Annotated in this window: 22 protein-coding genes; 14 read left to right on the top strand and 8 right to left on the bottom strand. The window is 74.4% G+C overall.

The features are described from left to right. The first annotated feature begins 30 nt into the window (after window positions 1-30). From AB0J53_RS29075 to AB0J53_RS29105, 7 genes are read left to right on the top strand one after another with little or no spacing between them, the layout of a single operon-like run. Window positions 31-639 carry a hypothetical protein gene (locus AB0J53_RS29075; protein ID WP_308126123.1) on the top strand — a complete coding sequence of 203 codons (609 nt, stop codon included), beginning with the start codon at window positions 31-33 and terminating at the stop codon, window positions 637-639. A gap of 30 nt (window positions 640-669) precedes the next feature. Continuing rightward, a complete protein-coding gene (locus AB0J53_RS29080) occupies window positions 670-1,425 on the top strand; it encodes a glycosyltransferase family 2 protein (RefSeq protein WP_364178259.1) in 756 nt (251 codons plus the stop codon). Further along, on the top strand, window positions 1,425-2,576 hold the full coding sequence (locus AB0J53_RS29085; RefSeq protein ID WP_364178262.1) for a 2-phospho-L-lactate transferase CofD family protein: 1,152 nt from the start codon (window positions 1,425-1,427) through the stop codon (window positions 2,574-2,576). The genes AB0J53_RS29080 and AB0J53_RS29085 overlap by 1 nt, the downstream gene beginning before the upstream one ends. Next, entirely contained in the window at window positions 2,573-3,268 is a 696-nt protein-coding gene (locus AB0J53_RS29090; protein WP_364178265.1) for an HAD family hydrolase, read from the top strand. The genes AB0J53_RS29085 and AB0J53_RS29090 overlap by 4 nt, the downstream gene beginning before the upstream one ends. Then, on the top strand, window positions 3,261-4,013 hold the full coding sequence (locus AB0J53_RS29095) for an NTP transferase domain-containing protein (protein WP_364178268.1): 753 nt from the start codon (window positions 3,261-3,263) through the stop codon (window positions 4,011-4,013). Before AB0J53_RS29090 ends, AB0J53_RS29095 begins: the two co-directional genes overlap by 8 nt. Further along, window positions 4,001-5,269 (top strand): hypothetical protein, encoded by a 1,269-nt coding sequence (locus AB0J53_RS29100; protein ID WP_364178271.1) that lies wholly within the window; start codon window positions 4,001-4,003, stop codon window positions 5,267-5,269. Before AB0J53_RS29095 ends, AB0J53_RS29100 begins: the two co-directional genes overlap by 13 nt. Next, complete coding sequence (locus AB0J53_RS29105) at window positions 5,266-6,510, top strand: glycosyltransferase family 4 protein (protein ID WP_364178274.1); 1,245 nt, start codon at window positions 5,266-5,268, stop codon at window positions 6,508-6,510. The genes AB0J53_RS29100 and AB0J53_RS29105 overlap by 4 nt, the downstream gene beginning before the upstream one ends. On the opposite strand, the gene AB0J53_RS29110 is transcribed toward AB0J53_RS29105, so the two are convergent. The 3 genes from AB0J53_RS29110 to AB0J53_RS29120 form a co-directional block, all read right to left on the bottom strand. Next, window positions 6,491-7,471 carry a glycosyltransferase family 2 protein gene (locus tag AB0J53_RS29110; protein WP_364178277.1) on the bottom strand — a complete coding sequence of 327 codons (981 nt, stop codon included), beginning with the start codon at window positions 7,469-7,471 and terminating at the stop codon, window positions 6,491-6,493. The genes AB0J53_RS29105 and AB0J53_RS29110 overlap by 20 nt on opposite strands. A 90-nt stretch (window positions 7,472-7,561) precedes the next feature. Continuing rightward, entirely contained in the window at window positions 7,562-9,883 is a 2,322-nt protein-coding gene (locus AB0J53_RS29115) for a polysaccharide lyase 8 family protein (protein WP_364178280.1), read from the bottom strand. A gap of 150 nt (window positions 9,884-10,033) precedes the next feature. Continuing rightward, window positions 10,034-11,575, bottom strand: a complete 1,542-nt coding sequence (locus AB0J53_RS29120) for an amidohydrolase family protein (protein WP_364178283.1) — start codon at window positions 11,573-11,575, stop codon at window positions 10,034-10,036. Window positions 11,576-11,660: 85 nt separating this feature from the next. Here AB0J53_RS29120 and AB0J53_RS29125 point away from each other — a divergent pair, with 85 nt between their 5' ends. Beyond that, window positions 11,661-12,125, top strand: a complete 465-nt coding sequence (locus AB0J53_RS29125) for a MarR family transcriptional regulator (RefSeq protein WP_364178286.1) — start codon at window positions 11,661-11,663, stop codon at window positions 12,123-12,125. Window positions 12,126-12,168: 43 nt separating this feature from the next. Here the strand turns inward: AB0J53_RS29125 and AB0J53_RS29130 are convergent, their stop codons facing one another. Together AB0J53_RS29130 and AB0J53_RS29135 are read right to left on the bottom strand one after the other, a co-directional pair. Beyond that, window positions 12,169-13,071: an SDR family NAD(P)-dependent oxidoreductase gene (locus AB0J53_RS29130; protein ID WP_364178289.1), complete on the bottom strand. Its 903-nt coding sequence runs from the start codon at window positions 13,069-13,071 to the stop codon at window positions 12,169-12,171. 25 nt (window positions 13,072-13,096) lie between these two features. Continuing rightward, window positions 13,097-13,927 carry an SDR family NAD(P)-dependent oxidoreductase gene (locus AB0J53_RS29135; protein WP_364178292.1) on the bottom strand — a complete coding sequence of 277 codons (831 nt, stop codon included), beginning with the start codon at window positions 13,925-13,927 and terminating at the stop codon, window positions 13,097-13,099. A gap of 106 nt (window positions 13,928-14,033) precedes the next feature. Here AB0J53_RS29135 and AB0J53_RS29140 point away from each other — a divergent pair, with 106 nt between their 5' ends. Further along, the gene (locus AB0J53_RS29140; protein WP_357585884.1) at window positions 14,034-14,600 is read left to right on the top strand and encodes a helix-turn-helix domain-containing protein; all 567 of its coding nucleotides are present in this window, start codon (window positions 14,034-14,036) and stop codon (window positions 14,598-14,600) included. A gap of 9 nt (window positions 14,601-14,609) precedes the next feature. Here the strand turns inward: AB0J53_RS29140 and AB0J53_RS29145 are convergent, their stop codons facing one another. Further along, the gene (locus AB0J53_RS29145; protein WP_364178296.1) at window positions 14,610-15,242 is read right to left on the bottom strand and encodes a DUF1345 domain-containing protein; all 633 of its coding nucleotides are present in this window, start codon (window positions 15,240-15,242) and stop codon (window positions 14,610-14,612) included. Between the two features lie 140 nt (window positions 15,243-15,382). Between AB0J53_RS29145 and AB0J53_RS29150 the strand changes: the two genes are divergently transcribed. Both AB0J53_RS29150 and AB0J53_RS29155 read left to right on the top strand, forming a co-directional pair. Then, complete coding sequence (locus tag AB0J53_RS29150; protein WP_308126223.1) at window positions 15,383-15,754, top strand: DUF1622 domain-containing protein; 372 nt, start codon at window positions 15,383-15,385, stop codon at window positions 15,752-15,754. 73 nt (window positions 15,755-15,827) lie between these two features. After that, the gene (locus tag AB0J53_RS29155; RefSeq protein WP_219518335.1) at window positions 15,828-16,205 is read left to right on the top strand and encodes a hypothetical protein; all 378 of its coding nucleotides are present in this window, start codon (window positions 15,828-15,830) and stop codon (window positions 16,203-16,205) included. Window positions 16,206-16,234: 29 nt separating this feature from the next. On the opposite strand, the gene AB0J53_RS29160 is transcribed toward AB0J53_RS29155, so the two are convergent. Further along, window positions 16,235-17,113: an MBL fold metallo-hydrolase gene (locus tag AB0J53_RS29160; protein ID WP_364178299.1), complete on the bottom strand. Its 879-nt coding sequence runs from the start codon at window positions 17,111-17,113 to the stop codon at window positions 16,235-16,237. A 112-nt stretch (window positions 17,114-17,225) separates the two neighbouring features. Between AB0J53_RS29160 and AB0J53_RS29165 the strand changes: the two genes are divergently transcribed. Next, entirely contained in the window at window positions 17,226-17,651 is a 426-nt protein-coding gene (locus AB0J53_RS29165) for a MarR family transcriptional regulator (protein ID WP_357585890.1), read from the top strand. A 4-nt stretch (window positions 17,652-17,655) separates the two neighbouring features. On the opposite strand, the gene AB0J53_RS29170 is transcribed toward AB0J53_RS29165, so the two are convergent. Further along, the gene (locus AB0J53_RS29170) at window positions 17,656-18,543 is read right to left on the bottom strand and encodes a hypothetical protein (protein WP_364178302.1); all 888 of its coding nucleotides are present in this window, start codon (window positions 18,541-18,543) and stop codon (window positions 17,656-17,658) included. Between the two features lie 137 nt (window positions 18,544-18,680). On the opposite strand from AB0J53_RS29170, the gene AB0J53_RS29175 reads away from it, so the two are divergent. Both AB0J53_RS29175 and AB0J53_RS29180 read left to right on the top strand, forming a co-directional pair. Further along, entirely contained in the window at window positions 18,681-18,851 is a 171-nt protein-coding gene (locus AB0J53_RS29175; RefSeq protein ID WP_364178305.1) for a hypothetical protein, read from the top strand. After that, the gene (locus AB0J53_RS29180) at window positions 18,848-22,030 is read left to right on the top strand and encodes a DUF6493 family protein (RefSeq protein ID WP_364178308.1); all 3,183 of its coding nucleotides are present in this window, start codon (window positions 18,848-18,850) and stop codon (window positions 22,028-22,030) included. The genes AB0J53_RS29175 and AB0J53_RS29180 overlap by 4 nt, the downstream gene beginning before the upstream one ends. Window positions 22,031-22,037: the final 7 nt, after the last annotated feature.

Here is a 22,037-nt window from a genome sequence, read left to right on the forward strand (position 1 = left end):
GGGCCCCCGTCACGCCGGTGGGCAGCTCACGTGTGGTGGATCGCCCTGGCCGTGGGCGCCGGCGGCTTCGTGTTCGTCTGGCTCGCCACCCCGCACGCCCGCGAGATCGGCAACACCTGGGACCTCGTCGCCCGGCTCGCCGCCTTCGTCTGCCTGTGCGTCGCGATCGCGTTCTTCCCGTACGTGTCGCCGCGCCTGCACTGGCTGCTCTGCGTGCCGTTCCTGTTCTTCACCGGCTATCTCATTCCGCGCGTCAGCTGGTTCTATTACGGCGACGGCGCACGGCTCCAGGGCGACAGCTTCTACACCCATCTCTATCTGCTGCTCTATCCGGGAATCGTGCTCACCGTCGCCTCCGCCTACCGGCTGGCCGGCGGCAGCCCCGGCCGCACGCTGAAGATCATGGCCAGCGGCGTCGTCATCGTGTTCTCGGGGTTCCTGGACGTCATGTGGCAGGTCGTCAACCCCGTCGAGATCCCCGAGCTGATCGACGCCCCGCACATCAACCTGTTCACCGGCGGTCCCATCTCGTTCGGCGCGGCGATCGTCTTCACGCTCGCGCACGTCCCGATCGTCGTGGTGATCAACCTGCTGCCCCTGGACCGCTGGATCGGCCGCCTGCTCGCGCCCCGGCCCTGAGGCAGGCGTACGACTTCACGGAGGTGACCCTTGCCCCGCACCATCGACGTCTCGGTCGCGGCGCCCGCCTACAACGAGGCGGCCAACATCGCGGCCTCCGTCCGGGAGTGGCGCGACTACCTGCGCGGCCACCCGGCGGTGGGCGCGTGGGAGATCGTCGTGTGCGACGACGGCAGCTCCGACGGGACCGGCGCCATCCTGCGCGACCTGCGGGAGGACGTGCCGGAGCTGGTCGTCGTCACGTTCGGCCGCAACCGGGGCGCCGGGGCGGCGATCGCGGCGGCGATCGCCGCGACCCGCCTGGACTGGGTGGTGCTGCTCGACTCCGACGGCCAGTTCCCGATCGCCGAGCTGGACCGCTTCCTGCCCCGCGCGCTGGCGGGCGACGGCGTGGCGTTCTCCGGCGCCCGGCTCAGGAAGGCCGACAGCCTCCCCTACCGGTGGGGGTCGGCCGCCAGCGGCGCCGTCAGCAACGCCCTGCACGGCACCCGCTTCCGCGACTTCAACTCCATCTTCAAGCTGGTACGCGGCCCGCTGCTGCGCTCGGTGCCGCTCGAATCCGGCGGCATGAACTGCTCCACCGAGATCACCGCCCGCGTCACCGAGCTCGGCCACACCTGGGTGGAGATCCCCATCCGGCACCGCGCACGCGGCGGCGGCCGGCGAGGCTGGCGGTTCGCGCGCGGCGCGCTCGACCGCGCGCTGTTCGTCGCCTACCTCGGCTTCCGGCACCGGCTGTTACGCCGCGGGGTGCTGCGCGCGCCGCTGCCCGCCGAGGAGCGCTGATGGCCCCGCAGCAGCAGGCCCCGTGGCGGGTCACGATGTTCGGCGGCGGCCGGGGCGCGGCCAGCATCGCCCGCCGGCTGCTCGCCACGCCCGGCGCCGCGCTCACCCTGCTGATCAACGGCTACGACAACGGGCTGTCCACCGGGGCGCTGCGCCGCTACCTGCCGGGCATGCTCGGCCCGTCGGACTTCCGCAAGAACCTGCTGCTCCACCTCGACGCCGGAGACCCGCGCCTGGCCCTGCTGGAGCGCCGGCTGCCCGGCGGCGCCACCCCGGCCGACCTGGGCCGCCTGATCGACGAGCTGGCGGCGGCCGGGCCCGGCCTGGAGCCGATCGTGCGCGACCTGAAGGTGTTCGCCGCCCGGCTGGCCGCCCGCCCGGACGGGCTCGACCTGGCCGACTGCGCGCTCGGCAACCTCGTGCTCGCCGGGGCGTACCTGCGCCTGGACCGTGACTTCAACGCGGCCGTGCGCGCCTGCGCCGAGATGTTCGGCTCGCCCGTCGCGTTGGAGAACGTGACCGGCGGCGAGAACGCCTACCTGGCGGCGGTCAAGGCCGACGGGACGCTGCTGGCCGACGAGGCCGACATCGTCGGCCCGCAGAGCGCCGAGCCGATCACCGGGCTGTTCCTCCTGAGAGAGCCGATCACCGGCCCGCTCACCGGCCCGCTCACCGGCCCACTCACTGGCACTGAGCTGGCCCGGCGGGCCGCCACGATCACGCCGAACCCGCGCGCGCTGGCCGCGCTGCGCGACACCGACCTCATCGTGTACGGGCCGGGCACGCCGCACTCGTCGCTGCTGCCGAGCTACCTGACGCCGGGCGTCGCCGAGGCGATCGCGGGCAGCCGGGCGGCGGCCAAGGTGTTCGTCGTGAACCTGCGCGACGACCACGACAGCCAGGGCCTGACCGCCGCCGACCTGGTCGGCCGCACGCTGACGTACCTGCGCGACCCGGGCAACGAGCGCGGCACCGTCACCCACGTGCTGTGCCACGGCCGGACGCTGCCGCCCCGCGCCGGGCTGCCGGGGGCCCGCTGGGTGGCGGCCGACCTGGAGGACGAGCGCAGGCCGGGCACGCACAGCGGCGCCCGCACGGTGGAGGCGCTGGCGGCGGTGCGGGCCGGGACGAGCCTGGCGCGGGCCGGATGAGCGCCCCTCTGCGAGCCGCCGTCTCCGGGCGGCGGGTCTGGCTGTGCGACCTCGACGGGACGCTGGTGGACTCCGGCCCCGCCCACGAGGCCGCGTTCCGGCAGGCGATCGCCGAGCTCGCGCCCGCCGCGCTGGCCTCCTTCCGCTACGCCGCGCACGCCGGGGCGAGCACCGCCGAGGTGGCCGCCCGGCTGGTCGCCGACCCGGACGTGGCCGCCGAGCTGGCCCGGCGCAAGCAGCTCCGCTACCGCGAGCAGGTGGCGGCGGGCCGGGTCGCGGTCTTCCCCGGCGCGCACCGGCTCCTCGGCGCGCTCGCCCGCGCGGGCCTGGCCGCCTACCTGGTGACCAGCGGCAGCCGGGGCTCCGTCGAGCGCGTCCTCGCGGCGAGCGGGCTGGGCCGCCACTTCGCCGGCGTGCTCACCGCCGACGACGTCGCCTCGGCCAAGCCCGACCCGGAGTTCTACGCCCACGCCTGCCGCCTGTGGGGCGTCGAGGCGGCCGACGCGGTGGCGGTGGAGGACTCGGCGCACGGGGTGGCGTCCGCGACCGGCGCGGGGCTGGTCACGCTGCACGTCCACACGGCCGCGCCGGCCCCGGGAGCGGTGGCCGTACGCGATCTGCGCGAGCTCGTGCCCGTCGTGGAACAGGCCGTAGAACAGGCCGTCGAACGAGAGGTGAGTGCCGGTGAGTGACCGGATCTGTGCGGTGATCCCGGCGGCCGGCCGGGGGACCAGGCTGGGCCAGGCCATCCCCAAGATCATGATCGAGGTCGCGGACGGCGTCACCGTCTGGCACCTGCTCCACCGGCGGCTGCGGCCGTCCGTGGCGCACGTCCACGTCGTGCTCTCCCCGGACGGGGTGGGGCCGTTCCGGGAGCTGGCCGCCGCCGAGCTCGCCACCGGCGCTGTGTCGGTGAGCGTGCAGCGCGAGCCGACCGGCATGGGCGACGCGATCTTCGGCGCGGCTCCGCACTGGCGCGGCCACGACGCGATCCTCGTCGTCTGGGGCGACCAGGCGAACCTGTCGCCCGTCACCGTCCGCGCCGTGGCCGCCGCCCACACCGGGCCGGGGGTGACGCTCCCGCTGGTGGCGATGGCCGACCCGTACGTGGAGTACGAGTTCGGGCCCGCCGGGCTGACCCGGGTGCTGATGTCACGCGAGGGCGACCGGTGCCGTCCGGGCGGGCTCAGCGACATCGGCGTGTTCTGCCTGGCCACCGCCGGGCTGGAGGAGGCGTGGGCCCGCTACGCGGCGGGGGCCGGGCGCGGCGCGGCGACCGGCGAGGTGAACTTCCTGCCGTTCCTGCCGCACCTGGCCCAGGATCTGGACTGGCCGGTGCGGGTGGTGCCGGTGGCCGACCCGGACGAGGCACGGGGCATCAACACGCCCGCCGACCTGGAGTTCGCCCGCCGGGCCCACGCGCGGTGGGCGACCTGACCGCGCCGCGCGCCCGCCTGGCCGGACTGCTCGACCGGCACCGGTGGGCGGCGGGTCCCACGCTGGTGAGCACGGTGGCCAGCGGCACCGCCGCCGCCACCACGCTCGTCATCGCCCGGGGCGCCGGGGCCGCCGCGTTCGGCCACTTCACCGTCGTGCTGACGATCGCGCTGATCGTCACCGTCGCCATGCTCACCAGCCTGCACTACGTCATGCTGCAGGAGTTGCCGCGCGCCGACCCGGCCGACCGGCCCGCGCTGGTCACCACCGCGCTGCTGGCCACGCTGGCGCTGAGCGTCGCGCTGGCGGCGGCGGGCCTGCTGGCCGCGCCGCTGCTGACGGGCCTGCTCGGGGTCGACGTCCGCACGCTCGGGTTCGCGCTCGCGCTGGCGCTGTCGATGACGCTCAACCAGCTCACCGAGAGCCTGCTGCGCGGGCTGGCCCGCTACGCGTTCGTGGCCTGGCTCAAGCTCGGCGTGGCGCTCGCCTACCTGGCGGCGGCCGGCTTCTGCCTGCTCGTGCTCGGCGTGCGCGACGCCGAGCCGTACCTGCTGGCGCTGATCGCCACCAACCTGCTCCTGGCCGCCGTCGCCGTGGCCGCCGCCGGGGTGCGGCCGCGTGCCTGGTCGGCGCCGCTGGCCAGGGCGCTCTACCGGCACGGCGCGTACGTGACGGCCATCGCCGCGCTCACCTCGGTGCTGTTCGGCGTGGACGTGATCTTCCTCAACCACTGGTCGGCCCCGGCCGACGTCGGCGTGTACTCCGTCTACAACGGCTTCCCCAAGCGGCTGCTCGGCGTGGTGTTCACCGACGGGATCGGCCTGGTGCTGCTGCCCGCGCTCGCCACCAGCGACAAACCCGCCGTCATGCGGCGCATCGCCCGGATCGCCCCGCTGGTCGGCGCCGCCACGGCGGTGTTCGCGTTCGCGGCGAGCACGGTGTTCTTCCTGCTGATGGGGGCCGAGTACCCGTACGCCGTCGGCCTCATGGCGCTGTCGGCGGCCGGGATCGGCGCCCACATGGTGTTCAACCTCTACGCCGTCGCCCTGCAGATGGACGGGGTGCGCGGCGCGCGGGTGCTCGTCGGCTGCCTGCTGGCCGGGTCGCCGGCGGCGCTGGCCGTCCAGGTGGCGTGCATCGCCTGGTGGGGGCTGACCGGCGGGCTGCTGGCGTTCGCGCTGTCCAATGTCATCCTCGTGGCCGTCGTCGGCGTCGTGGCCGCGCGGCTCTACCGTCGCCCGGAGGCCGAACGATGAGGATCGCCTACATCGTCAACCAGTTCCCGCCCAACATCACCGCCGGGCTGGGCCGCTACGCCGAGCTGATCACCCCGTACCTGGCGCGCGGGCACCGGCTGGCCGTCTTCACGCTGAACGACGGCCGCCAGACGGCCGAGGAGCGGCTGCCGGGCATCACCGTGCACCGGCCGCTGGGCCGCCTCCTCGGCGCGATCGGCCGGCGCAGGCGGCTCAACCGCACCAAGGGCGTGGAGTTCCTGCTGCTGGCGCTGACCGTGGTGGCGAGCAACTGGCGCTACTTCCTGCGGCTGCGCCGGTCGGCGCGCCCCGACCTGGTCGCGGTGCACGACTCGACGAACTTCCTGGCTGCGCTGCTGTGCCACTACGCGCTGAGGCTGCCGGTCGTGCTGCACGTCCACACGACCGAGTACGGGGTCGCCGAGCAGCGCAGCATCCCGGACCCGCTGGGCCTGTTCGCGGCGCTGGAGCGGTGGCTGGCGCGGATCTCCCGCCGGGTGGTGGTGGCCACGCCGGAGGTGCGCGACCAGCTCGTGGCGGCCGGGTGGGACCGCACGCCGATCGACGTGGTGCCGCTGGGCGGCACGTTCGAGCACCTGGTCGCCGATCCGGGCTTCGACCGGGCCGACCTGGACGAGGCGGCGGCGGGCCTGCGGGTGCGGCTGGGGATCGCGGCGGGCGATCCGGTGCTGCTGTTCGTCGGCCGGATCGAGCGGCAGAAGGGCGTCTACCAGCTCCTGGAGGCGTTGCCGGAGATCGCCGCCGGGCTGCCGGGCGTGCGGCTGGTGCTGGTGGGCGAGGGGGACGTGGCGGGCGTCGAGCGGATCGCCGCCGCGTCGGGGCTGACCGTGCTGGCCCCGGGCCGGTTCGTCGGCGGGCGGGAGCTGCTGGAGTTCTACGCGATGGCCGACGCGTGCGTGTTCCCGTCGCTGTTCGAGCCGTTCGGGCTGGTGGCGACCGAGGCGATGGCGCTGGGCAGGCCGGTGGTGCTGGGCGACGGGTTCTCGCGGATCTTCCTCGGCGACCCGGACCGGCCGGCGTGCCGGTTCGTCCGTGCCGGTGATCCGGCCGACATCGCGCGCGGCGTGCTGGCGGTCATGACCGACGCGCGGCTCGCCGGGGAGCTGGCCGAGCGCGGCAGGCGGCTGGTGAGCGAGGGCCTGAGCTGGGAGCGGGCCGCCCGCGAGACCGTGGCGTGCTACGAGGCCGCGCTCGGGCGGCTCACGCGTACCTCTTCCTGAGCCCCGGCAGCACCCGCAGCGACCCGACGGCCAGCCCGGTCACGAGCACCACGTGCACGGCCAGGTGCACGCCCATGAAGTACGCGGTGAACGCCGGGCCGCGCCTGCCGTGCACGAACCGGACCAGCTCCACGTCGGCCAGCACGAACCCGGCCACCAGCGCGGCGGGCACGGCGAGCAGCGCGGGCGACAGCAGGCCGAGCGGCAGGCACGCCAGCGCGAGCGCGCAGGCCAGGATGCCGGTGGGCCGGTTGGCGTGCTCGGGCTTGGCGGCGCCGCGCCGGTTGGTGGCCAGCGCGAGCGGGATGAGCGGCAGCGCGCGCCGCCACTGCTCGCCGAGGATCGGCAGCAGGTCGCTGCCGTCGTCGTGCCGGCCGACCACGGTGTCGGTGAGCACGATCCGGCTGCGGACGGCCAGGCGGCTGCTGTACTCGACGTCCTCGCAGTCGCGCAGGCTCTCGTCGAAGCGGCCGGCGCCGAGCAGGACGTCGCGGCGGATGGCGGCCAGCGCGAACACGACGCTGTTGACCTCGCCCAGGTGGCGGCGCCGCCAGTGGACGGCGTGCAGGATGCGGTACCACTCGGCGGGGCCGTCGTCGATGAGCGGCTCGGTGTCGTACACGCCGTGCACGCAGCCCACGTCCGGGTCGCCGTCGAGGATCGCCAGCGCGTTGGCGACGGCGTCGGGCCGCAGCGCCACGTCGGAGTCCAGGTAGAAGATTACGTCGCCGGTGGTGGCGTCGGCGCCGGTGTTGCGGGCGGCCGACACGCCGCGGTTGACGGGTATCCGCACGACCCGGCAGCCGAGCTCCTCGGCCAGCTCGGCCGAGCCGTCGGTGCTGGCGTCGTCGACGACGACGATCTCGTCGGGCAGCCGGGTCTGCGCGAGCACGGCCTCCAGGCACAGGCGCAGGGTCTTGGTGGCGTTGTAGCAGGGCACGATCAGGGACACGGTGGTCATGGTGGCTCCCGGCCGGGACGCGACTGTCGATCAAGGATGGCACAGGGGCCGCCGCGTACGTCCTGGTTATGTGTGATCTGTCAGGACTTGTCAGGCGGGAAAGTGCTGCCCGGCGACGCGCAGCCGCAGCGCCGCCGTACGGGTGTGGCCTCGGGCGCCGCGCAGCTCCACCTTGACCGACTTCCCGGCCCTGCGCACGCCCCGGTCGGCCTCCGCGACCGAACGCACCTCCCACGGCAGCGTGATCCGCACCTCGTCGGCGCTCCGCGACGGGTCCGAGACCGCGAGCCGCAGCCGGTCGTGGTCGCGGCGGAGCACCAGCGCGCACGGACCGTCGGCCTTCAGCGGCCCGTACGGGGTCTCGACCGTCGCCGCCCGCCAGAAGACGGCGGCGAGCAGGTCGTCGCGGGCGATCGCCTGCACCGACCCGGAGTTGGCCAGGACCTCCACCCGGCCCCGGTAGGCCGCGGTCTGCGTGACACGGGCGCCGGGCAGCACGGCGTAGGCGTACCGCGCCTTGTCCGGGTCCTCGCCGTGGTCGATCACGATCGTCGTGTAGTGCCGGGTGACCGGGGTGCCGTCGCCGCCCGTGGTGGCGCCCCTGTCGATGTCGCGCCAGCGGCCGGTGCGCTTCTCCCGGACCACCTTCGGCTTCGCGTCGTCGAGCAGCGCGTAACCGGCCACACCGGCCAGGTGCACCCAGCCGTCGCCCCGGGTCAGCGGCGGATGGCGGTCGTGGGTGTTGCGGTTCTCCACGACGGTCTCGACGCGGCGGCCGTCGGAGGCGGCGATGCCCGTGCCGAGCGCGACGACCGCGTCGTCCAGCAGGAACCACGCCTTCTTGGCCCGCAGCGAGGAGCCCTTGGCGACCAGCTTCATCGCCGCCGCGCCGTACTCGCCGTCGAGCGCCACCCCGCCCGCCCACGGCGTGGGCGGCAGGCGGCGCTCGCCGTGCCGCAGCTCGCCGCGCCTGCGCCTGTCGACCGTCGTGCCCGGCAGCCGGTACGGGTCGATCGTCGGCCACAGCTCGTCGTTCCAGTGCGTGAGGTCGTCGGTGTAGAGGTACGTCATGCCGTCGCCGGTGTACCAGCCGCGCAGGTTCTCCCGGTTCATGGCCTCGGCCGCGCCGATCCGCTCCGAGCTCATCGCGATCGCGAACGCCCAGGTGGGGCGGTGGTGCACGACCCGGTCCATGTCGGCGAACACGTACGTGCCCGTCAGGCGCGGGCCGACCGGCACCGACGGGTCCTCCAGCAGGGCGCGGGCCTTGGCGATGCTCGCCAGCGGCGCGAGCGACTCGTACGGGATCGCCCGGTTGCGCGTCAGCCAGCCCTTCACCAGCGGCTTCCAGCGCCGGGCGTGGCGTTCGGGGGCCGCCTCCAGCAGGGTGAGGACGGCCTCGACGGTCTTCTGGCCCGCGTGGTAGTCGCGGTGGCCCTGCCGCGAGATCGCCCGGCCGCGCACGCAGTCCATCATCAGCCCGTCGACGACGAACGGCAGGAAGGAGCGGTCCACGATGTCGTAGACGTTCCCGATGTCGGGGATCTCCCAGGGGGAGCGGGCCAGCATGGCGATCAGCTTGGCCACGCTCTCCAAGTAGTCCACGCCGTAGCTGCCGTTGTACGGGTACACGTCGTGCTGGATGAACGACCCGTCACGGTAGAAGCCGTCACCCGGGCCCCGGGTCGTCCGCAACAGGTCGGAGACCGCGTCCTTGGCCCGCCTGACCAGGCGCGCGTCATGGGTGAGCAGGCCGCGCATCGCCACCGCCATCGCCTTGCCCGCCCGGTTGGCGCCGGTCTCGACGACGCCGGGATGGCTGACGCGCCGCTCCGGATCGGGGCACCACCGCCGCACCGGCCGCAGCCAGCGCCTCAGCCGGTCGCCGGGCAGGCCGTCGTACAGCAGGGCGCAGGTGTCGGTCAGCGAGCGCGGCACGCCGATCTCCCACCAGAACCAGTTGCTGCCCCGCCGGTCGAGCCCCTCGTGGTAGGCGTGCTCGTACAGGAAGTCCAGCGCCCTGACCGCGGTCTCGGCGACCCGCTCGTCCCGGTGCATGGCGGTGCCCGGCGTGGCCCAGCCCAGCGCCAGCGTGCGCATGCGGTTGTAGGCGCGGTTGAAGTTGCCCGTGCGGGGGTCGTCCAGCGGCAGGTCGGGCCAGAGGCTGGGGCGGCGGCCGCCCGACGGCTTCAGCTTGCGCAGCACCGCGTTGGCCGAGCCCTCGACGGCCCGCGTCTCGGCGGCGTAGTCGGCGTCGAACCGCCCGCCGGCTAGCAGGCTCACCCACCGCTCGCGCGCGGCGTCGAACGCGGCCCGCCGGGCTGCCCCACTGGCCGGTTCGTCCCAGAGGGCGACTCCGGCCACGGCCGCGGCGCCCAGCAGGGCGGCCCGCCGGCTGAGGGGGTGGGACATGGGCGCCTTCCGACAATCGGGCCAAATACCAAACGAAAGGATCATATGTCGACAGGGGAGCGGCCTTCCGGCTCCGCGACCTCCCCTGCCCTGACATCAGCCTCGATCACCTGGTGTCCGGCGCCGCCTTCCGGGCCGTGCGTGCCGGGCTCAGCTGTATGCGAACAGGTCCTGCGGTACGCCGGCCGCCCGGAAGAGGTGGTCGCGTGACGCTTCGAGCTCGCGGCGCAGCCGGCCCAGGTCCGCGCCGAGCAGCCGCCCCCGCCACTTGCGGACCCGGCCGGCGACGATCACGGTCTCCACGTTGGTGCGGTCCATCAGCGACACGACCGCGCCGGGCACGCTGTTGAGCGGGGCGACGTTGAGCGCCGTGGCGTCGAGCAGCACGAGGTCGGCCTGCTTGCCGGGCGTGAGCGTGCCCGTGCGCGCGCCGAGCCCGAGGTGCGCCGCGCCGTTGACGGTGGCGTAACGCAGCACGTCGCGGACCGTGAGCAGCTCCGGCGTGCCCTCGGCCGGGGTCGGCCAGTTGCCGGGCGGCACGAGGTCGCCCTGGTCCAGGACGAGCTGGTTGACGACCATCCGCTGCATGATCATGGCCGAGCGCATGAGCGTGAACGGGTCGGCGGCCATCGTCGTCTCGACGTCGGAGCTCAGCGAGGGCTCCATGCCGAGCTCCTGCATCTTGAGGATCGGCGGGGTGCCGTGCCGCATCACCATCTCGATCGGGAAGGCGAGCGAGACCTGCGCGCCCGCGTCCCGGAACGTCTTCCACGTCCGGTCGGACATGCCGGTCATGTGGATGAAGAGGTTGTCCGGCCCGACCCGCACCCCGGCGGTGCCCGCGGCGATCTCGTCGAAGACCGGCCGCATCCCCCACGAGCCCACCGAGTGGGCGGCGATCCGCACGCCGAGCTCGCGGGCGATCGCCCAGGACCGGGTGTACGTCTCCCGGCCGAGGTGCAGCTCGCCGCCCATGACCAGGGTCACGAGCTGGTCGTCGGAGGGGAACCAGCGCTCCCGGATGCGGCGGGCGTCCTCCGGGTAGCGGGCGCCGGGGCGGCCGTCGCCCTCGAAGTAGCCGAACGCGGCCCGCCGCCCGGTGTCGATCAGCGCCTGGACCGCCGCGTCGGAGTGCTCGGGGGAGTGGTGGATCTGCGAGACGTCGAGGACCGTGGTGACCCCCGCGTCGAGCTGCGAGAGCCCGCCGAACAGCGCGTTGACGTACACGTCCTGCGGCCGGTAGACGCGCGCGAACCCTTGCAGGATGTGCTCGCCGTAGTTGGGCCGGGCGCTCGGCGAGCCCGAGCCGTCGTCCAGCAACAGGCCGTTGGCCAGGAACGCGCGCTCGGCCGTCTCGAACAGATGGTGGTGCGTGTCGACGAACCCCGGCATGACGATGCGCCCGCGCGCGTCGATCACGTCCGCGCCGGGCGCGTCGACACGGGGCGCGACCGCGGCGATCCTCTCGCCTTCGACCAGGACGTCGGCGGTCTCGAAGTCGCCCACCGCCGGGTCCATCGACATCACGGCCCCGCCCCGGACGACATAGCGGCGCCCACGGCGGCCGCTGTCCTTCGGCGGCGGCGGCTCGGCGGCGGAGGCGGGGGACGCGGCCAGCAGGCCCGTGCCCGCCACCGCGGCCGAGGTCTTCAGGAAGGCGCGCCGCCCGACGTGGTTCTTCCGGCTCGTCATAAGGCTGCTCCAACAGTGAGTTGATGTATCAACCGGAGCGTACGTCATCGAGTGGACATGTCAACTCACTGGTAGGGTGGACGTCATGGCGCAGCTGGGATTGACCGAACGCGAACTCCGCGCGTGGCGGACCTCGTTCCGGATGGTGGAGCTGCTGCGGGCCCGCATCGAGCAGCAGCTCCAGGCCGTTGGCGGCCTGTCCAACGCCGACTACACCGTGCTCGCGCTGCTCTCGGAGGCGCCCGGCAGGCGCATGCGCTCCTACGAGCTCGCCCGCGTGGCCGGCTGGGAGAAGAGCCGCATGCACCACCAGCTCACCCGGATGAGCGGGCGCGGCCTGGTCGTCCGGGAGCCGTGCGGCTCGCGCGGCATCGAGGCCGTGCTCACCGAGGACGGGCTCGCCGCGCTCCGGAAGGCCGCGCCGGGGCACGCCGAGGAGGTCCGCCGCCTGTTCGTCGACCGTCTCACGCCGGAGGAGCTCGACCGGTTCGCCGCCCTGGCCGCCAAGGTCCTCGACAGCCTGGAGGCCGACCGGCCGACCCGCCCGTGACGGCGGCGATGGGGGCGACAGGGGCGACGGGGGCCGGGGCCGGTCAGGGCTGGGCGAGCGCGTCCGCGCTCAGCCGGACGCACAGGTCCCACACCGCGCGCTGGTTGCGCTCGTCGAGCGCGCTCGCCGGCAGCGGCTTGCGGCGGCACCGGTCGTCGAAGTACGCGCCGGTGACGCCCTCGACCTCCCGGCTCGCCGCGGCGTGGACGCTGGAGCGGGCCGAGCGGGTCAGGTCCGACAGGAACAGCGGCGCGATCACCTTCAGCACCAGCGGCGCGATCGGCCGGTAGAGCACCGGGAAGGCGGCGATCGGCGTCGACCGGTTCATCGGCGTGTAGCCGTGCCCCGGATAGACCACGTTGGCCGTCACCCCCGTCCCGTCCAGCTCCCGGGCGAGCCGGGCCGTCAGCGCCATCGTCATCGTCTTGGTGTGGTTGTAGTGGCTGAACGTCCACCCGAGGAGACGGCGCTCGCCCTGGAGGTTGCCGTGGTCGACGGGGCCGCCGGGGATGCCGCCCGTCAGGTTGACGACCCGGGCCCGGCCGGCCCGCCGCAGCCGGGGCAGCAGCAGGTGGGTGAGGGTGAAGGGGGCCAGGACGTGCGCGGCGAACATCTTCTCCACGCCGTCGGCGGTCAGCTCCCGGCGCGGCGTGTTCACGCCGACGTTGTTGACCAGCACGTCCAGTGAGTCGCAGCGCTCGGCGACCTCGGCCGAGAGCCGGACCAGCCCGCCGAGGGTCGTGACGTCGGCGGTGAGCGCGGTCACCCGGTCGTGCCCGGCCCCGGCGCGCACCTCGCGCTCGGCCCGCCGGGCGCGGCCCTCGTCGAGCCCGGCCAGGATGACGGACGCTCCCCGCGCTGCCAGGCCGCGTGCCGTCTCCAGGCCGATCCCGCCGGTGCTGCCGGTGATCAGCGCGGTCTTCCCCGTCAGGTCGTTCGGTGCCATCGGTGTCCTCCTTGGCAGGGCGGCGTCAGGCCGGGATCAGGTCGTGGGTGAGGTCGTGCAGGCGCAGCGCGTCCTGCCGGTCGAAGGCGCGGCCGCCCGGCGACAGCCGGCGCCTCTGCCAGTGCGCGGTGAAGGGCTCCCCCGGAGGGTCGTCCAGCAGCGCCGTCATGGGCGCGATCGCCTTCGGCACCGAGGTGGCGAACAGCGTGAAGAGCGCCTTCGCCACCGCCCGCAGCGGCTGCGGCAGGCTCGCGGGCATGCCGGTGGAGACCACGCCGGGGTTGTAGCCGACGTACGGGACGCCGCCCCCGGCATGACGGACGCCGAACGCGACCCCGAGCAGGTCGTTGGCCCGGAACGACTGCAGGGTCGCCCTGGCTCCGCTGTAGCGGCGCGCGAGTTGCAGGTCGTCCCAGTGGATCCGGCCCAGCGGCACCCCGGGCGTGCCCACGTTCATGATCACCGGACGCGGGGCGGCCCGCAGCGCGTCGTGCAGGCCGTGGCTCAGCACGTAACGGCTGAGGTAGGCGAGCGCGAAGCTGTGCTCGAAGCCCTCCGGGGTGACCGCCCGGCCGCCGAAGAGCCGGTAGCGCTGGGCGCAGAGGACGAGCTTGTCCACGACCGGGTGCTCGTCGGTCAGCCGGCTCACCAGGTCCCGGGTGGCGGCCACCGAGGTCAGGTCGGCGCGGACGAAGGCGGCCCGCCCGGCCGGCAGGGCCGCGGCCTCGGCGAGCAGGGCCCGGCCCTTCTCCGGGGTGCTGCCGACGGCGATCACGTGGGCGCCCTGCCGGAGGTAGTGGAGGGCCAGCCCCTTGCCGAGCCCGTCGGTGCCTCCGGTGATGACCACGGTCTGCATGCTTCACCTGCTTCCGCTCGGAAGTGGATATGACATATCCGCTTATGTTCGGCAGCCTAACACGAAGCGGATATACTGTATCCAGTTAGCCGACGGACGGGATGCCATGAGCGAAGAGACACCGCCACTGCGCCGCGACGCCGAGCACAACCGGCGGCGCACGCTGGCGGCGGCACGGGAGGTGTTCGCCGCGCGCGGGCTGCAGGCCACGCTCAACGACGTCGCCCACCACGCGGGGCTCGGCGTCGGCACCGTCTACCGGCGCTTCCCCAACAAGGAGGTCCTGGCCGAGGCCGTCTACGCGGGCAAGCTCGACGAGCTGCGCGCCACGGCGCGCGACGCCCTGACCGGCCAGGACGCCGGCCGGGCGCTCACCGCGTTCCTCGAACACGCGCTGGAGCTGGCCGCGACCGACCGGGGGCTGCGTGAGCTGATGCGGCAGGGCGCCGGCGACAGCGAGCAGATCGCCCGCGCCCGCGAGGGCATCGCGGAGTCCTGCGGCCTGCTCATCGCCCGCGCCCGGGAGCAGGGCACGATCCGCGCCGACCTCACGGTGGACGACATCGCGCCCATCGTGACGATGATCGACTCCGTCATGGACCTGCCGTCCACCGGCGGCACGCAACCCTGGCGCCGCTACCTGGCGCTCGTCCTCGACGGCCTGCGCCCCTGACCCTGACTCTCAGCCTGTCACCATGCCCATGACGAGGTTGATCGCGGTGGCCAGGATGCTGGTGCCGAACACGTACGACAGCAGCGTGTGCCGCAGCACGATCGAGCGGATGGCCGAGCTCGACACGTCGGTGTCCGACACCTGATAGGTCATGCCGAGGTTGTAGCTGAAGTAGAAGAAGTCCCGGTAGGCCGGCGGCTGCTCCGAGTTGAAGTCGATCCCGCCCGACGCCGTGTAGTACACGTACGCGTAGCGCGCCGCGTACATCAGATGCAGCGCCGCCCACGCCAGGAAGACGCCGAACAGCGCGGTCGCGGCGGCGGCGTGGCCGGCGTCGGGCTCCCCGCGCACGAGCAGCAGCACGATCGCGACCAGCCCGCACAGCGCCACCGTGACCACGACGATCTCCTCCACGATGGGCAGGAAGTCCTCGCGCCGCGCGTTGCGGTGCGTGGCCGCCGCGTCCATCGGCCACATCACCGCCCAGCCCGCCAGCACGAAGAGCAGCTCCGTCACGGCGATGCCGGCCAGGATCCCCAGCGGGGCGTCGGCCGGCACCCCGACGGCGACGCCCGCCGCCACCCCGATGACCACCGCGCCCGCGAGCCGGCGCACGGCCCCCAGCGGCAACCAGATGCTCATGCGTCACCACTCTAGCCCGCATCGTCGCAGGTCAGCCGGGGTGCCGCGGCTTGACCGCGAATTTGCGCCCCAGGGCGCGACGGCACCCGGATCTGCCGCCTCCGCGTCCGTACGATGGCGCGTGAACGACGGGGGAGATCGTGGAGCTGCAGCCGGTCAAGCAGTTCATCGAGGCGTCCGGCACGCTGCTCGACCTGCTCGGCGTGCTCGTCATCGTGGCCGGGACGGTCATCGCCAGCGTCTCCTTCTGGCGGCGTGCGGCACGCCAGCGGGCCGCCACCGCCTACCCCGCCTACCGGCGTGCCGTCGGGCGGACCATCCTGCTCGGCCTGGAGCTGCTGGTCGCCGCCGACATCATCAAGACCGTGGCCATCGCGCCCACGTTCCAGTCGGTGGGCGTCCTGGCCGCCGTCGTCCTCGTGCGGACCTTCCTCAGCCTCTCCCTCCAGGTCGAGCTGGAGGGCCACTGGCCGTGGCGCAACCCGTCACCGCCACGGGACCCCGGGACGTGAGCGGGCCCGTTCCTGTCGGCCCCGGCTGATATCGATGATCTCGCAAGGTTCCCTCGACGCATGGAGCTGCGGGATGGCGACGGTCACCTTTCGCGACGAGACGGCAGCCGGGAGACCGCTGGCCGAGTTCGAGCTGCCCGGCCTGCCGGAGAGCATCCCGGCCCGGGAGCTGCTTCGGCTGCGCGTCAGGGAGGAGGTCGCCCGGCACAACGCCCGCCCGGAGGCCCGCTTCACCGGTCTGGTCCGCCCGTCGGCGGCCGAGGCGGAGCTGAACGGGCCGCGCCGGCTCGACTGGGAGAAGCAGGCGGACGCCGCCGAGCGGGCCTTCCTGCGCAACGGGTTCGTGCTGCTGGTCGGGGACCGCCAGATCGAGGACCTGGCCGAGGTCGTCGACCTCACCGCCGACCCGGTGGTGTCGTTCATCAAGCTTGTCCCGCTCGTCGGAGGCTGACCCGCCCGGGCGGCGGGTCAGGCGACGGGTCAGGCGACGGGGACCCAGCCGAACCGGCCGCCGGGGCCCGGCTCGGCCCGGCCGAAGACCACGTCGGCGAAGTGGCCGCCGTAGCCGATCGTGCCGGGGCGGCTCAGCTCCTCGACGAGGCGGCGGCGGTGCCGGGCGGACTCGACGGGGTCGTGGTCGATCCCGCACGACCATTCGGGATGGGTGACCTGGACGGGCGCGTGCAGGGCGTCACCGAACGCGATGAGCCGCCGGTCGCTCCCGGTGATCGTGTAGGCGGTGTGCCCGACGGTGTGCCCGGGGGCGAACGAGGCGCGGACGCCGGGGAAGATCTCCTCGCCGTCCTCGACCGGGCGCACCCGGGGTTCCAGGACGGCGAGCCTGGGGTCGCCGGCGAGGTCGCGCCGCGCCCATTCCGGCGCCGCGACCAGGTGGGCGGCGTGCGCGAACGGAGGCGCGTCCCGGCCGGGCGCGTTGCTCCAGGCCCAGCCCAGATGGTCGCTGTGCAGGTGGGTGATGGCGACGGCCTCGATCCGTTCCGGGTCGCGGCCCAGGTCGCGCAGGCTGTCCAGCAGGCCGCCGCCGTACAGCTTGCCCAGCAGCGGGTTGTCCGGGTCGTCGGGGCGGGACTCGGGCCCGAACCCGGCGTCGACGAGCATCGCGCGGTCGCCGCGCTCGACGAGCAGGGCGCCGATGCCCGCGACGAGGAGGCCGTCGCCGTCGAGGTGGTCGCGGTGGCGGGCCCAGTCGGCGCCGGTGGCGGCGGGCAGCCAGCCGCCCGGCTTGAGCCGGACCAGCCCGTCCGGGACGTACGTGACCGTCAGGCCACCCAGGTCGAGCGAGCGGACGCGGGGCGCGCGGGTCAGCCGTGCGCGGTCGAAAGCGGTCGTCGTCACCATGATTCCTGCCTCGGTGCTCAGGGGGAACGCCGCCCTGGACGGCGGCGCCGACAGAAAGTTACAACTAGAACGGTTCTAATTGCAATCATTCGAGTTGTAGTAGAGTTGCGCCATGACCGGCGACCCCGAGACGCAGGCCCAGGCCGACCGCGAGCTGTGCGGACTGATCAGCGGCCTGGCCAAGCAGATCGAGGCGCACGTCCGGGTCCGCGCGGCCACCCTCGGCCTCACCGCCTCGCAGGGCGTCGCGCTGCGCGAGCTCACCGGCCCCATGACCCTGCGCGAGCTCGCCGAACGCATGAGCTGCGAGCCCTCCAACGCCACGTTCGTCGCCGACCGCCTCGAAGAACAGGGCCACCTCGAACGCCATCCGCACCCCGGCAACCGCCGCGCCAAGCAGCTCGTCCTGACGCCCTCGGGCGCCGAGCTGCGCGAGCGCCTGCTGGGCCTGCTCGCCGAGGAGTCCCCGCTGGCGCCGCTGTCCGCCGAGGAGCAGGATGCCCTGCAACGCCTTCTGGCCCGCGCCGTCGTCGCCTGACCGGTCAGCGGGCGAGCTTCCCCGGTGACCGGTCCGGGAAGGCGACGAGCAGGTGATCCTCGACCGGAGCGCCGGGATCGTCCTCGTCCCGTTCCCGCGTGCGCGCGTGGACGCGCAGCCGCCAGCGCCCGGGACCGCCGGCGCAGGGCCCGATCCGCTCACGGCCCGTGGCGATCCCGCTCCCCACGGCGGGTGCGGCCAGCTCGTGCGCCGTGCGCGCCAGCCACACCGTGTGGCACGCGCCGAGCGGGATCGACCCGAGCCACGGGTAGCGGAACAACAGCTCGCCACCCGGGAGAGCGAGCGCGGACAGGTGAGAGACGGGCCAGAAGAGCAGGGCGACCCAGCCGATGCCGACCGTGAGGCCGCTCCACCGCCCGTCGCGGCGCTGCCCGGCGAGGATCATCGCCACGCAGCAGCCGGCTGCCGCCAGGCCCGCCGACCGCGCATCGGCGGCGTCCAGGAGGAGCCACAGCGGCGGCGCCAGCCCCCCGGCCAGGCCGAGGGTGACGGCGGCCACCCGGAAGCCCGGCGAGACGCCTCGCATGACCCGGACCAGCAGGATCACGGTGGCCGTCCAGACGGCTCCGCTCGCCACGTGATCCACGGGGCCGGGCAGCTCGTCGAGGAGCTCCCAGAGCACCAGGTCACCGGCGACGCCCCCGTACAGCAGACGCCGCGGCCACACCACGCCGGCCGGCGGCTGCGCGGCGGCCGGCAGCGCGGGGCCGCGCAGGATCTGCCACAGCATCCACGCGTTGACCCCACAGCTCCCCAGGAGCAGCGGCAGCCCGAACTCCCGCGGGACGGGCGGCCACGGCAGGCCCGTCGCGGCCACCGACACCGCCCGGTGGTCGCCGGACACGACCGAGACCACCGCGGCGGCGGCCACGGCGGCCAGGTAGAGCGTGACTGCGGCGGCGGCCGGACGCCCGAAGCGGTGGCGCCGGATGCGCGAGAAGGTACGAATGCGGATGATCTTAACGAGGCCGCGCGGGTTTGTCGGTGCGATGATCTACCGTCCCGGCCATGACTGCAGCGACGCGGGCGTACCCCAACGCCGCGCCCTCCCCCCGCTTCCACGGCGGCCCGGTGACTCAGACGGCCCCCGCTACGACCGCCGACGTGGCCTCGGCCCGCCGCTGCGGCCGGCGGCGGGCGCGGACCGGCCAGGGACGCACCCCGGGCGGCTCCCGATGACCGTCTGGACGGAGATCCGTGACCTGATCACGCGCAACGACGTCACCCGCCTGGCCGACCGGCTGGCCGCGCTCACCGAGGAGGAGCGCGCCGAGCCGGCCGGGCGGCTGCCCGGTCTGGTCAAGGAACTGCGCGCCGCCCGCACCGAACGGCTGCGCGCCCGCCATTCCGGCGACCTCGAGGAGATGATCTCCTGGGAGGTCGGCGACATGCTCGACCGGCTGGCCGGGGCGCTGCTGCTGGCCGGCGTCGGCCTCATCACCGGCCCGGCGGCCGCCGTCGCGTGGATGACCAGCCGCGACGTCAACCGCCGCTGGGCCGACGCCCTCGACGTCGCCGGCGTGTGCCGGCTGGCGGCCTGCCGCCCCGCGCCGTGGCGGAGCGAGGTCGCGGTCCGGCTGGCCCAGCGGATCCGCCGCCCCGCCGACCGCATCGCGCCGCTGGCCGTGGCGCTGCTGCGCGACTCCGGTGCCGCGCCGCCCGGCCACGACCCGCTGGTGGCCGCCTGGCTGACCGCGCCGGGCGTGACCGGCGACCCGCTGACCCCCGCGCTGCTGCCCCGCATCTTCACCGCCGAGGGCGCGGGCCGTGCCCTGCGGGAGGAGCGGCTGGAGCCCCGGCCGACCCGCTGGCTGGCCGCCGCCGCCCGCGAACTGCCCCGGGACCAGGCGCTCGACGGTTGCGTGAGCCGCTTCCTGCGCGGCGGCGATGGGCAGGACCTGCGGTTCTTCGTCCGGCTGCACACGCTTCTCGACCCCACGCCCGCCGAGACCGCGCCCCGCCTGCGCGACTACCTGCGCTTGCTGCCGTCGGCCCCGGGCACGGTCGCCGAGCTGGCCGTGGCTCAGGTGCGGCGGGCGATGCCGCTCGACCGCGCCGACCTGGCGGAGGCGGTCGACGCGCTCACGTTCCGGGCCGAGGCCAAGCTCGCCACCACCGGCCTGCGCTGGCTCGACCAGGCGCTCCTGGCCGAGCCCGAGTCCGCCGCCGGCTTCGTCACCGCGCTGACCACGGCCTACGCGCACGCCTCCTTCGACGTGCGCAACCGCGCGGCCGAGCTGACGCTGAAGCACGCCGGCCTGTTCGCCGCCCATGCCGAGACGATCCTCGACGCCGTCCGCCACCTGCCCGCCGACCTGTCCGCCGATCTGGCCGTGAGGGTGGTCGAGCGGTTCGGCGGGGAGATCCCGGCCGAGGAGCCGCAGGCGCGCAAGGAGTTCCCGCCGCTGCCCGAGCCGCCGGAGGCGCGGCCGTTCCCCGAGCCGTCGATCTTTCCCGGTCGGCACGAGGGGTGGATCGACGAGGAGCGCTGGCTGGCGGCCTTCGTCGCGGGCGCCGCCGCGGACCGGGCGAAACTGCGCCGTGAGCTCCAGCCCCATGTCGTGAGGCACCAGGGCCACTGGCGCTCCAAGGACGTACGCCTCAACCCCGGCGACTGGCGTTGGGTGCTGTCCGCCGAGCTCGTCAGCCCCGGCAGCGTGCCGGAGCCGCCCCCGATCGGGCCGGAGAAATACTGGGACAGCGCCGGCTTCTCCGTGGAGGTACGCGTCCTCACCCGTGGCGAGGAGCCCGAACCGGAGCCGCCGTCCATGAGGATGTCCATGGGCATCTACCGGCCCGGCCGCCACCTCGCGGACGACGCTCCGCCGCGCGTCTTCACCATCACCTGGACCAGCGACGACGGCCCCGGCAAGGCCGTGGCCCACGAGGACGGCCGGCCGATCCCGTTCGCCGACGGCCGCGTCCGCCTGAACGACCCGCCCACCCGCGTCGGCGAGGAGAGCTTCGAGGGACCGTCCGGCCGCTCGCGGTCGGTGCGGGGGAGACCCGGCGTCCTGTACGACGACTCCGGCGAGGCCATGCCGTCCTTCGTGCTCGACGACGCCTACGAGCGCATGGCCGAGCTCGGCGTGGACCCCGCCCGGATCGCGGCGATGCGGGCAGGTGAGCAGGTGCCCCCGCCGGGCCCGGACGAGCCGCTCGTGGGGGTGAGCGTCGAGTTCTTCCCGCCCCGGCTGCGCTCGGTCATGCCTCCTGAGCTGTCCGAGGAGGAGGAGTGGCGGCGGCGCAACCGGCTGCCCTACGGTCGCGTCTCCCCGTTCCACGAATTCCTGCTGCACCGTTACGTGGAGGTCGCCGAGGCCCTCCGTGACGACGCCCTCCCGCCGGTGCTGCTGGCCACGCCGACCTGGATGAACGGCCACCTCGACCCTGACGTGCTGGTCGACCGGCTGGAGACCTGCGCCGCGGCCGGAGTGGAGCCACTGCCGGCCGACCTGGCCCAGGCGCTGCTGCGGCTGCCCCGGGGCAGCCATCCGGCCGCGGCCGAGCGGGCCGCCAAGGCCGGCTCGGAGGCGGCCCGCTCGGCCGCCCGCTGGCTCGCCGGCGACGGCCTGGCCGATCCCGCGTGCGGCCACGTGTGGCGCCATCTGGCCGGGGCATCCATGGTCGAGTTCGGCGACGGCGAACCTCGGCACTTCACCGAGGTCAGACTCCGGCCCGTGCTGCGGGTGACGGCCCCGACCGGGCACCGGCTGATCGACGAGGTGCTGCTGCGCCCACCGGACGACCGGAGCGTCGACGAGTCCAGCGGCACGCTGAGGGGCTGGCCCGCCATGCTGCCCTCGCACCGCGAGATCGTGGCCGTCAACCTGCTGCCCTTCCTGCTGCGTGACCGCTGGAGCAGGAGGATCACTCCGGAGGAGGTCACCGGACTGGAGCTCGCCGACGGCCCGGCGGGTGAGTCCACGGCGGTGATCCTCGCCTTCCTCCTCGCCGAGGGCGTGCCCGGCCTGATCCCGTCGATCCTGCGCATGGCGGCGAGGGGCGTGCTGCCCGCCGAGGCGATCGGCCGGCAGCTCGCGCTGGTGCTGCGCCGCACCTGGCAGGAGACCCGCCCCGCCATCGCGGCCCTCACCGAGCTGGCGGAGGCGGGCGGCCACCACGAGGTGTGGCGCATCCTGACCACCCTGCTGCCCGGGATGCTGCCCGGCGGGGGCCGCACCTCCGTGACCCACGCCGAGCTTGTCGCCTTCGCCGCCGACGTGGCCCGCTGGACCGGCGCGCGCGGGGAGATCCCGGTCGTCGGCGCCTACGCGCGCAGCCGCCGTACGACCCGCATCGTTCACGAGTGCAGGCGCCTGCACGCCCAGCTCACCGGGGCCACGCCCGGACTGTGACGAATCC

Source organism: Nonomuraea sp. NPDC049725 (assembly GCF_040674795.1).
In the GTDB taxonomy this organism is placed as follows: Bacteria; Actinomycetota; Actinomycetes; order Streptosporangiales; family Streptosporangiaceae; genus Nonomuraea; species Nonomuraea ceibae.